Genomic DNA, 11507 nt, shown 5'->3' on the forward strand with positions numbered 1-11507 from the left:
GTCCAGGTCATCGAGCGGGGCCTGCGCGAGGTGGTGGTGAAGGCCGCCGCCCCGCTGGACAAGGTCGTCGAGTACCCCACGCCGTCCCTCTCCGAGGGTACGCGCGTCTCCGTGAAGTAATCCCCGCCGCACGACTCCAGGGCGTCACCCCCCATGCTCCTCAGCGACGTCTCCATTCGCCGGCCGATCTTCACGGCCATGATGTCCTTCTGCCTCATCGTCCTCGGGGTGATGGGCTACACCCGGCTGGGTACCGATCTCTTCCCGGACATCTCCATCCCGGTGGTGGTGGTCAACACCGTCTACAAGGGCGCGGGCCCTGGTGAGATCGAGACCCAGATCATCAAGCCCATCGAGGATGCCGTCGCGGGCATCAGCGGCGTGGACAAGATCCACTCCTGGAGCCGCGAGAACGTCGCCTCGGTGCTGGTGCAGTTCAAGCTGTCGGCCAACCTGGACAAGTCGGTGCAGGAGGTGCGCGACAAGGTGTCGGGCATCGCCAACAAGCTGCCGCAGGACGCGGATTCACCGGTGGTGGGCCGCGTGGACATCTCCGCGGTGCCCGTCCTCACCTACGCGGCGAGCGCGCAGGTGGACTCGCGCACGGTGCGGAAGATCATCGAGGACAAGCTCAAGCCCTCGCTGGCGCAGCTCGAGGGCGTGGCCGACGTGCGCATCAACGGTGGCGACGTGCGCGAAATCCAGGTGGACGTGGACCTGGACAAGGCGCGCGCGGTGGGCGTGTCCGCGATGGACCTGGCCCAGCGCATCGGCATGGAGAACCTGGACCTGCCGGCGGGCCGGTTGCAGCTGGGGGCCACCGAGCTGACGGTGCGCTCGCTGGGGCAGTTCAAGAGCGTGGACGAGCTGCGTGCGCTCCCGGTGGCCCAGAGCCGCACGGGCGCCCAGGTGCGGCTGGAGGAGATCGCCACCATCACCGACGGCGTGGCCGAGCGGCGCACCACGGCGCGCCTCAACGGCGCGGACGCCGTCATCCTCGAGGTCATCAAGCAGCCCGGCTCCAACACCGTGGCGGTGAGCGACGCGGTGAAGAAGGCGATGGACAAGGTGGTGCCCGCCCTGGGCCACGGCTTCCAGACCCGGCTGCTCATCGACCAGTCGGTGGACATCCGCGAGAACGCCCACGAGGTGTGGGTCGCCCTCCTCTTCGGCGGCGCGATGGCGGTGCTCATCATCCTGGTGTTCCTGTTGGATCCCCGCGGCACCTTCATCTCCTCGCTGGCGCTGCCCACCTCCGTCATCGGCACGTTCTTCGTGATGTACGCGCTGAACTACTCGCTCAACCAGATGACGCTGCTGGCGCTGTCGCTGGCCATCGGTCTGCTCATCGACGACGCGGTGGTGGTGCGCGAGGCCATCACCCACCGCCTGGAGCAGGGCGAGGATCCGGTGAGCGCGGCCTCCAAGGGCACCAAGGACGTGGGTCTGGCGGTGCTCGCCACCACGTTCGCCCTGGTGGCGGTGTTCGTCCCGGTGGCCTTCATGCCGGGCATGGTGGGCCAGTTCCTCCAGCAGTTTGGCATCACCATCTCGGTGGCGGTGCTCATCTCGCTCTTCATCTCCTTCACGTTGGACCCGATGCTGTCCGCGCGCCTGGCGAAGCAGCGGGTGGCGGGGGAGCACCACCAGGAGAACGCGGTGGCCAGCGCCATCCGCCGCTTCCTGGACGGCAGCGAGCGCGTCTACTCGGACATCCTGCGCTGGGTGCTCGACCACAAGTGGCTCACCACGGGCATCACCGTGGGGGTGATGGTGGTGTCCTTCGGGGCCGCCAGCCGCCTGGGCATGGAGTTCATCTCGGCCGAGGATCGCTCGCAGTTCATCGTGCAGCTCATCCTGCCCGACGCCTCCAGCCTGGAGCAGACGGGCAACCGTGTGGCGCAGGCCGAGAAGATCCTCAAGAGCATCCCCGAGGTGACGGACATCTACGCCATCGTCGGAGACAACGGCGACGTCAACAAGGCGCGCATCCGGGTGCTCACCCAGGACAAGCAGTCGCGCGAGCGGGGCATCCAGGCCATCAAGGAGCATGCGCGCGAGCTGCTCACCCCGGCGCTGCCCGCCACCCGCATCAACCTGCAGGACCTGCCCATCATCGACGGCCTGGGCGGCGACTTCTTCCCCATCATGGTGCGCGTCATCGGCCCGGACCTGGAGACCATCCGCCAGGAGGCCGAGCGCATCGCCCAGATCCTGCGTGACATCCCGGGCACCGCGGATGTGCGCGTGGAGTTCAACCCGCCCAAGCCGGAGCTGGCCATCGAAGTGGACCGGGCGCGCGCCAAGGACCTGGGCGTGAGCGCCGCGGCCCTCGCCCTGCAGATGCGCATGGCCATCGGCGGTGACGTGGCCGCCAAGCTGCGCGAGGGCGTCGACGAGACGGACATCCGCGTGCGGCTGAGCGAGCGCGACCGCGCCACCCCCGAGCGCGTGCGGCAGATCCTCCTCGCCACGCCCAAGGGGCTCGTCCCGGTGACGGACGTGGCGAAGGTGGAGCTGCGCGACGGGCCGAGCGTCATCGAGCACGAGAACCGGCAGCGGCAGATCGCCATCTACTCCCAGCTCAATGGCGCCCCGCTGGGTGACGTGGCGGCGAAGCTCAAGCAGAAGGTGGCCGAGAAGCCGCTGGCCCCGGGCTACTCGCTCATCTACGACGGGCAGATCAAGATGATGACCGAGCAGAACGACGCCTTCAGCACCGCGTTCCTGCTGGCCTTCGTCTTCATCTACATGGTGCTCGCCAGCCAGTTCGAGTCGCTCAAGCACCCCTTCACCATCATGGTGTCGCTGCCGCTGGCGCTGGTGGGCGCGCTGCTGGGCCTGTTCTTCGGCGGCTACCACGTCTCCATGGGCGCGATGATCGGCATCATCCTGCTGATGGGCCTGGTGACGAAGAACGCCATCCTCCTGGTGGACGGCGCGCTGCAGTACCTGCGCGAGGGCGCCACGGTGGACGAGGCGTTGATGAAGGCCGGCCCGCGCCGCCTGCGCCCCATCCTCATGACGAGCGCCGCCATGGCCATCGGCATGGTGCCCACCGCCATCGGCAAGGGCGTGGGCTCCGAGTTCCGCGCCCCCATGGCCATCGCCGTCATCGGCGGCGTCATCACCTCCACCTTTCTCACGCTGTTGGTGGTGCCGGTGGTGTTCGCGGCCATGGAGCGGCTGAGCTTCACCCGGCGCACCCCGAAGCAGGACGTGACGCCGCTCCCGCCCGTCCCCGAGTCCCAGGAGCAGCAGCCCGGTCGCGCCGCCTGAGCGGCCCCCGGGCGCCGCGCCCTTCCTCGTTCATTCGCGACTCCCGCACCTTATGAACCTTCGAACCGCCGCCGGGTCCGCCCGGCGCCCCCTCTCCCTCGTCCTCCTCGCCGCCCTCTCGCCGCTCGGCGCACTCGCCCAGGCGCCCGCGGAGACCCAGGCGGCTCCCGCCGCGCAGCCCGGCCTGGCGGCGGCTCCGGCTCCTGGCACGCTCCACACGGTGACGTTGCAGGAGGCGCTGGCCCTCGCCGTGAAGCAGGGCCCGGACGTGGCCGCTGCCCGTGCCCAGTCCGCGGTGGCCGCCGTCGGACTCCGCCGCGCCTGGACGGCCTGGCAGCCCGAGGTGACGCTCAGCGGCCAGTTCGTCCACACCAGTGCCCCGGCCACGCTGGACCTCGGCGGCTTCGTCCAGCTCGTGGGCGGCGTGTTCCAGCTCATGCCGGTGAACCCGGGGCTCGTCCCGCCGCCCGTCACCATCTCGGCGGAGAACTCGCGCTATGCGACGGCGCAAATCTCCCAGCCCCTCTTCACCCCGGCCGGCGTCTTCCTCATCGGCCCGGCGAAGGCGGGCGCGGAGGCGGCGGAGCTGGGCGCCCTGGAGGCGCGCGAGCAGGTGCTGCTGGCGGTGGCTCGCACCTACCTGGGGTTGCAGGGCATCTCGGAGATGATGGACGCGGCGCGCGAGGCGGAGCAGGTGGCCCTCCAGCGCGAGCGCGAGTCCAAGGCGCAGCTCGAAGCGGGCATGACGGTGGAGGCGGCGCTGCTGCGGGCCCAGGCGGAGACGGCCCAGGCGCGCGTGCAGCTCGCGCAGCTCTCCGGCCAGTACGCGCAGCTCCAGGCGATGCTGGGCGCGCTGGTGGGCGAGCCGGTGCAGCCGGCCCCGCTGGAGACGCCCGCTGCCCGGTGGGAGATTCCCTCGGACGCGCAGAGCCCCTGGGAGGACACCTTCGCGGTGCGCGCGGCCGCCAAGGCGGTGAAGGCCAACGAGGGCAAGGTGACGTACGACCGGTTCTCGTGGCTGCCGAGCGTGGCCGCCATCGCCAAGGGCAACTACAACTCCAACACCGGCTTCACCGGGAGGACGACCTCCTACGACCTCATCCTGGCGGCCTCCATGCCGCTGTACGACCGTGGGCAGCGCTACGCGGCGCTCCGTGAGGACGAGGCCCGGCTGGCGCAGGCCCAGGCGCAGTACGAGTCGGCGCGCGCGAGGTCCCGCGCGAGCTGGGTGGCGGCGAAGGCCAACCTGGAGGCGAGCCAGGCCGCGCTGGCCCAGGCCGAGGCCCAGGCGCAGCTCGCGGCCCGGGTGCAGCAGCAGGTGGCGGCGGCCTACAAGGCCGGGGTGGCCACCAGCCTGGAGCTGTCGGACGCGGACACGCGGCGCTTCCTCGCCGCCAGCGCCGCGGCCCAGGCCCGGGCCACGCTCGAAATCCGCCGCGTGGAGCTGGCGGGCGCCGCCGGCCGCATCGCCGCCTCGCTCGAGCAGGAGCCGCAGGCGGCGCGGTAGCCGCCCTCAGCCCGGGTAGAGCGGGTCCATCGCGTCCAGCACGTCCGAGAGCAGCTTCTGGCCCTCGGGCGTGTCCGGGCACAGGCCACCCCACACCAGCGTGAGCCGCGGGGCCACCACCTTGTAGAGCATGCGCCCACGCATCCGCACGGGCTCGTAGCTCTGGCGGCCACCGGACAGGTGCGTGTCCTCGGGCCTGCCGAAGAGGACGTAGGACTTGAGCTCGGGGGACTCGGCGTCCCGCGCGTGGTGCAGCCCGCTGGGGATGGTGGCCGCCACGTCGAGCACGTGCCAGGAGCGGTGCCTGCCCGTCTTCACCTCGTCCGCGCGGAAGCACATGCGGGACGGGGGGCACCCGAGTGCCCCCGCGGTGAGGAAGTTGTAGTCGAGCTCCGGAATCTGGAGCAGCTCCGCGACGTGGGGACTGCCGTCGGCGTGGAAGCCCCAGGCGCTCCCGTCCGGCTTGTACGAGCGCAAGCCGTAGGCGCCGTAGAAGACGTTGTACCAGGGGCTGCGCGGGTTGAAGTACTCGGAGCCGCTCGCGCCGGGGGCGAAGTCGCCGATGGTGAAGATGACCACCACGTCGAAGGAGCGCAGCGCCTTGCGGGCCGTGAAGGACTCGTGCGCCACGACGCCGATGGAGCCCGGTACCGTGGGCACCGGGGCGGGGATGCCCGCCGTGTCGAGGAAGTTCTCGCCCGTGCCTGGAAATGGGGTCGCGCGCATCGCCAGCACGGCCAGCTCTCTTCGCAGTCCCATGAAGTGTGTCTCCCGTCCACGATAGACTCCCCGGCATGCCGGAGAGGCTCGCCCACGAACATACTCGGCCCATCCGTCACGCCTTCGAGGGCGCCTGCCTCACCTCCAACGGACTCCCCCGGCGCGAGTCCCTGACGGAGGCGGGGTGAGCCCGGGCGAGGCGCCAGCGCCAGGGCTGCTCGCGGTGGACCTCGGGCTGCGCTCGGGGCTGGCCCTGTTCGGCCAAGACGGAAGGCTGCGCTGGTATCGCTCGCAGAACTTCGGCTCGCACTCCCGGCTCAAGCGCGCGGTGCCCGCGGTGCTGCACGCGGCCGGGCCGCTCGTGTGGTTGGTGTTGGAGGGTGGGGGACCCATCGCGGAGGTGTGGGAGCGCGAGGCCGCGCGGCGGGCCCTCCCCGTGCTGCGGGTGTCCGCCCAGGACTGGCGCGCCCGGCTCCTGTATGCCCGCGAGCAGCGCAGTGGTGGCCTGGCGAAGGATGCCGCCGATGGGCTCGCGCGCCGGGTCATCGAGTGGTCCGGCGCGCCCCGGCCCACCTCGCTGCGGCACGACGCGGCCGAGGCCGTCCTGCTCGGGCTGTGGGCCGCGCTGGAGGTGGGGTGGTTGGCGCAGGTGCCTCCCGAGGTGCGGCGGTAGCGGGCACCTCGGACGGTCGTTCAGGCGCGCTTGGAGCTCTCTCCCGTCACCACCGCCGAGCCGATGAGATGCGCCAGCCTCAGGGCCTCTGGCACGTGTCCCCGGTCCGTGAGCCGCTTCAACGCCTCCGCCACCCAGGCCGGCTCCGCGCCCTGTACCTGGAAGGTGAAGCCCTCGCGCTGGTGGAGGGGGCCGGCCCGCCGCAGCAGCTCCAGCCGCCGCTCCGGCCGGGGCAGGTGCCGCAGCGCGCGCTCCACCGCCTCCAGGTCCGGCAGCCGCCGCATCACCGTCACGCAGGGCTTGCCCAGCCGCTCCGCCAGCCTCGGCAGGTCCACCACGTTGAAGCCCCCGAAGGCGATGCCATCCAGCAGCACCAGGTGGAGCTGCGGCAGGAACTTGCCCCCCACCAGCAGCCGGCACACCTCGTCGGTGGCGTTCCATCCGTCCTTGCGCACGCGCCCCCAGACGAGCCCCTCGAAGCGCGTGCCGCCGCACACCACGCCCACCAGGGACACCGCCGCCCCCGGGCGCCGGGCGAAGGGGGCGTCGTCGAAGCCGACCACGCGCGGGAGGGGAGGCAGTCGCATGCGCGCCAAAAGAAAGAGCCCGACCCCAGACGAGGTCGAGCTCCAGGACTCATCGGTGTTGCGGACTAGCTGGCGGCGCGGACGTTCTGCGCCTGCAGGCCCTTGGGGCCCTTGGTGACTTCGAACTCCACGCGCTGGCCCTCGGCCAGGGTGCGGAAGCCATCCATGTTGATGGCCGTGTGGTGGCAGAACACGTCCTCACCACCGCCGTCCTGCGTGATGAACCCGAAGCCCTTCGCGTCGTTGAACCACTTGACAGTACCAGTTGCCATGAATCGTTCTTCTTTCGTTACAGGCGGCGCCCGCCGCCTCTCGGCTCGGACTTGAGCCGGAGGCCAAATGCGTAGTCCGTCCGCTCTTCAAAGTCGAGAGGTTGTCCCCTCGAAGTGTTCAGTTCATGCCCGAGCGGCGTTGATGCCGGACTCCACCGCTTCCACGTCCGCGGCCGCCAGCTGCGGCACCTCGCCGGTGGGCGGATCGAACGGGGCGCGGCCGATCTGCCGCGTGCCGAAGCGCGGGAAGAACGGCGCCAGCACGTACACGCGCAAGCACCAGGTGAAGAAGTTGGGCAGGTTGAGCTCCGGGTGGATCTCCGGAGCGATCTTCGCGTGCGCCTCGCCCAGGGTGCTCCAGTGGGCGCCCGGCATCTCGTGGTGCGCCGCGTGCAGCCCGTTGTTGAAGAGCAGGAAGTTGATGACCTTGCCGTTGAAGCTGCGCGAGTGGTCGTGCTCGCTCCAGGGGTCCGCGTGGACGTGCTGGATGTAGTTGAAGAACATGATGGTCCACAGCGCGAAGAGCGCCGGGACGAGGAAGGCGAAGCCCCACACCTTGAGGCCCGCGGCCACGCCGTGCCACGCGATGGCCAGCCCCAGCAGCGCCAGGTGCAGCCCGGCCCACATCACGTACTGGCTGATGACCTGCCGGTAGAGCGTGGGGTTGGACTGCCTGGCCTTGCGGATGTACTGCTTGATGGGATCGCTCTGCCAATAGGACGAGACGAAGAAGTACGTGAAGGCGACCCACCAGTTGTGCTTGTCCGTGTAGCGCCAGGTGATGGTGGCATCCCCCGCTTTGTTGACGAACTTGTGGTGGTTGAGGTTGTGCGTCGGCACCCAGGCGAAGGTGGGGTAGCCGTAGAAGTGCGCCAGCCAGTAACCCATGGCCGTGTTCATCCGCCGGCTCTTGAACGTGGGGCAGTGGTTGTGGTTGTGCGCGATCACGCCGGCGCACAACGCCAGGTAGCACCCGAGCGGGCTGAGGTAGGGAATGAGGCCCGGGTTGACGTACTGCGCCATCGCCACGATGGGCATGGCGAGGCACCACAGCAGGGTCCTGTAATCGGCGGTGTAGCGAAGGCTCATGGCGCCCCAGGCTATATCCCGGCCCGTTTTGGAGCCACCCAGGAATCTTTTCGAAACAGGACACGGGCCGGGGGCCCCCGGGCACCGCCGTCCGAGCGGGCAGGGGGCCCCGGGCGCCCACGCGGGAGGGAGTGCCTATCATCGACCCGGGAGGTAGTGGCGTATGGCTCACAGCCCCGTTCCCCCGATGCGAGGCGCCACGGTGCGCGGCTCCCTGGAGGCCGAGCTCTCCGCGGCGCCGGAGACGGGCCTCACCGCCAAGGAGCTCTCGGCCCGGGTGGGCATCTCCGAGAAGGACGTGGCCGGGCACCTGGAGCACCTGGAGAAGTCCCTCAAGGCCGGAGGGGCCGCGCTGGAGGTGATTGCCGCCGAGTGCCTCGCCTGCGGCTTCGTCTTCCGGGACCGCAAGCGCCTGACCCGGCCCGGCTCCTGCCCCGAGTGCCGCTCCACCCGGATTGACCCGCCCGCGTTCCGCATCCGCTGAGCCCGCAAAAGCGAAGCGGCGGGAAGCCGGAAGGCTCCCCGCCGCTCGTCACCACTCCAGCCCGTGGGGGCCGGGAGTGACTAGGCCGTCTTCATGCCCGGCTTGGCGTTGTCGCCCGTGAGGGCGGCCATCGGGGTCTCGATGCGCATGCCGTAGAACGAGCGGTACACGAACACCATCGAGGCGATGAAGAACGCCACCGCGAACACGCGGGTGATGGTCTGGTGACCGGAGGCGACCAGCTCCACCGACAGCTCCACCGCGAGCAGGCCGAAGAGGGTGGTGAACTTGATGACCGGGTTGAGCGCCACGGACGAGGTGTCCTTGAAGGGGTCGCCCACCGTGTCGCCCACGACCGTGGCCGCGTGCAGCTCCGTGCCCTTGGCCTTCAGCTCCGTCTCGACCAGCTTCTTGGCGTTGTCCCACGCGCCACCGGCGTTCGCCATGAACACGGCCTGGTAGAGGCCGAAGATGGCGATGGAGATGAGGTAGCCCACGAAGAAGTACGGCTCGAGGAAGGCGAAGGCCAGGGTGCTGAAGAAGACGCCCAGGAAGATGTTGAGCATGCCCTTCTGCGCGTACTGGGTGCAGATCTCCACCACGCGCTTGGAGTCCTCGACGCTCGCCTTCTCCACGCCCTCCAGCTTGATGTTGGCCTTGATGAACTCCACCGCGCGGTAGGCGCCGGTGGACACCGCCTGCATCGAGGCGCCGGAGAACCAGTAGATGATGGCGCCGCCCGTCACGAGACCGAGCAGGAAGGGGGCGTGCAGCAGCGACAGGTTGGCCGCGTTGGCCGCATTCAGCGAGCGCAGGCCGTCCGCGCCCACCGTGATGCCCACCAGGATGACGATGATGGAGAAGATCATCGTGGTGGCGCCCACCACGGCGGTGCCGATGAGCACCGGCTTGGCCGTGGCCTTGAAGGTGTTGCCCGCGCCGTCGTTCTCCTCGAGGTACTCCTTGCCCTTCTCGAAGTCCGGGGTGAAGCCGAAGTCCTTCTGGACCTCCGCCTTCACGTTGGGGACGTTCTCGATGAGGGACAGCTCGTACACGCTCTGCGCGTTGTCCGTCACCGGGCCGTAGGAGTCGACCGCGATGGTGACCGGACCCATGCCCAGGAAGCCGAAGGCCACCAGACCGAAGGCGAACACCGCCGGGGCGATCATCAGCGTGTTGGGGATGTCGAGGCTGAAGAAGTACGCCCCGCCCATCAGCGCCGCGATGATGATGCCCATCCAGTAGGCCGAGAAGTTACCGGCGACGAGGCCCGAGATGACGTTGAGGGACGCACCACCCTCGCGGGAGGCCGTGACGACCTCGCGCACGTGGCGGCTCTCGGTGGAGGTGAAGACCTTGATGGCCTCGGGGATGATGGCGCCCGCCAGCGTGCCGCAGGTGATGATGCAGGACATCTTCCACCACAGGCTGGTGTCACCGGCCAGGTTGGGGATGAGCAGGTAGGAGACCAGGAAGGTCAGCACCACGGACACGATGGACGTGAGCCACACCAGGAACGTGAGCGGGTGCTCGAAGTTCATGTGGTCCGCGTTCTTGTACTTGCCGCCCTGGATGATGCCGTTGAGGCCGTAGGAGCCCAGCGAGGCGAGCACCATCACGATGCGCATCATGAAGATCCACACGAGCAGCTGGACCTGGAACTCCGGCGGCACCGCCAGGAGGATGAAGGTGATGAGCGCCACGCCCGTCACGCCGTAGGTCTCGAAGCCGTCGGCCGAGGGGCCCACCGAGTCGCCGGCGTTGTCACCGGTGCAGTCGGCGATCACGCCCGGGTTGCGCGCGTCGTCTTCCTTGATCTTGAAGACGATCTTCATCAGGTCCGAGCCGATGTCGGCGATCTTCGTGAAGATACCGCCGGCGATGCGGAGCACCGAGGCGCCCAGCGACTCGCCGATGGCGAAGCCGATGAAGCAGGGGCCCGCGAAGTCGCGGGGGACGAACAGGAGGATGAAGAGCATCAGCAGGAGCTCGGTGGAGATGAGCACCATGCCGATGGACATACCGGCCTGCAGGGGGATGGCGTAGGTGGGGTAGGGCTTGCCCCGCAGCGACGCGAAGGCGGTGCGGCTGTTGGCGAAGGTATTCACCCGGATGCCGAACCAGGCCACGCCGTAGCTGCCGGCGATGCCGACGAGGCTGAAGACCAGGATGGTGATGACCTTGACGGCCTCCATGTGCCGCAGGACGCCGAAGTACACCACCATCACGGCGCCGATGAGCACCTCGAGGATGAGGATGAACTTGCCCTGGGTGACGAGGTACGTCTTGCAGGTCTCGTAGATGAGCTCGGAGATCTCGAGCATCGACCGGTGGACCGGCAGGTTGCGCAGCGACGAGTACTGCAGGAAGCCGAAGACGAGGCCGAGGATGGAGACGGCGATGCCCGCCATCAGCAGCGCGCGGCCGTCGAGGCCGCCCACGAACTGAACCGTGCGGAAGTCGGGAAGGACGAGGTCCGCCTCGCTGGCGCGGGCGGTGCTGCCGGCCAGCACGGCCAGGAGTCCGAGGACCCTGGCGGCCGTTCCGGTGACGCTCGCGCGGAGAGCGTCCATCCGTGAAGTGGGTTTCATGGGGGTGCAACTCCTCAAGAGAGAGTGTCGAGGGGTTGGCCGCCTGCGGGCGGGAAATCCGCACGCCGACGCTTCAGCACAGCCTCGCCCTTCAGGATCGGGACAGCAGGCCTGAAGGCGGCCCGCGTCTATCACGTCCCCGGTAGAGAAGTCGAATTCCCGGAATGTTTCACCGGGAAATGGACGCGCCCGTCGGGGCCGCGGGGGCCACCAGACGGGCGCGTCGGGGTCCAGCGGAGGACTACAGCACCTTCACGCTGATGGTCTTGAGGACCTGGTCACCGCGCATGATGGAGATGCTCCAG

The 11507-nt window shown here is 69.3% G+C and carries 9 protein-coding genes; 4 read left to right on the plus strand and 5 right to left on the minus strand.

Annotated elements, in window-relative coordinates; all coding sequences use genetic code 11:
* Positions 1-153: 153 nt before the first annotated feature.
* Together VF697_RS09745 and VF697_RS09750 are read left to right on the plus strand one after the other, a co-directional pair.
* Positions 154-3279: an efflux RND transporter permease subunit gene (locus VF697_RS09745; RefSeq protein WP_331093556.1), complete on the plus strand. Its 3126-nt coding sequence runs from the start codon at positions 154-156 to the stop codon at positions 3277-3279.
* Positions 3280-3331: 52 nt separating this feature from the next.
* Positions 3332-4786 (plus strand): TolC family protein, encoded by a 1455-nt coding sequence (locus VF697_RS09750; protein WP_331093558.1) that lies wholly within the window; start codon positions 3332-3334, stop codon positions 4784-4786.
* A gap of 6 nt (positions 4787-4792) precedes the next feature.
* Here the strand turns inward: VF697_RS09750 and VF697_RS09755 are convergent, their stop codons facing one another.
* Complete coding sequence (locus VF697_RS09755) at positions 4793-5545, minus strand: hypothetical protein (RefSeq protein ID WP_331093560.1); 753 nt, start codon at positions 5543-5545, stop codon at positions 4793-4795.
* 145 nt (positions 5546-5690) lie between these two features.
* Here VF697_RS09755 and VF697_RS09760 point away from each other — a divergent pair, with 145 nt between their 5' ends.
* Complete coding sequence (locus VF697_RS09760; RefSeq protein WP_331093562.1) at positions 5691-6179, plus strand: hypothetical protein; 489 nt, start codon at positions 5691-5693, stop codon at positions 6177-6179.
* Positions 6180-6199: 20 nt separating this feature from the next.
* Here the strand turns inward: VF697_RS09760 and VF697_RS09765 are convergent, their stop codons facing one another.
* The 3 genes from VF697_RS09765 to VF697_RS09775 form a co-directional block, all read right to left on the minus strand.
* Positions 6200-6766 (minus strand): DUF99 family protein, encoded by a 567-nt coding sequence (locus VF697_RS09765; RefSeq protein ID WP_331093564.1) that lies wholly within the window; start codon positions 6764-6766, stop codon positions 6200-6202.
* Positions 6767-6831: 65 nt separating this feature from the next.
* Positions 6832-7038 (minus strand): cold-shock protein, encoded by a 207-nt coding sequence (locus VF697_RS09770; RefSeq protein WP_047854950.1) that lies wholly within the window; start codon positions 7036-7038, stop codon positions 6832-6834.
* Between the two features lie 123 nt (positions 7039-7161).
* Positions 7162-8127, minus strand: a complete 966-nt coding sequence (locus tag VF697_RS09775) for a fatty acid desaturase (RefSeq protein WP_331093569.1) — start codon at positions 8125-8127, stop codon at positions 7162-7164.
* Between the two features lie 163 nt (positions 8128-8290).
* On the opposite strand from VF697_RS09775, the gene VF697_RS09780 reads away from it, so the two are divergent.
* Positions 8291-8611, plus strand: a complete 321-nt coding sequence (locus VF697_RS09780) for a transcriptional regulator (RefSeq protein ID WP_331093571.1) — start codon at positions 8291-8293, stop codon at positions 8609-8611.
* An 80-nt stretch (positions 8612-8691) separates the two neighbouring features.
* Here the strand turns inward: VF697_RS09780 and VF697_RS09785 are convergent, their stop codons facing one another.
* Complete coding sequence (locus VF697_RS09785; RefSeq protein WP_331093573.1) at positions 8692-11202, minus strand: sodium-translocating pyrophosphatase; 2511 nt, start codon at positions 11200-11202, stop codon at positions 8692-8694.
* Positions 11203-11507 lie beyond the last annotated feature (305 nt).

Source organism: Archangium sp. (assembly GCF_036388035.1).
Taxonomy (GTDB): Bacteria; Myxococcota; Myxococcia; order Myxococcales; family Myxococcaceae; genus Archangium.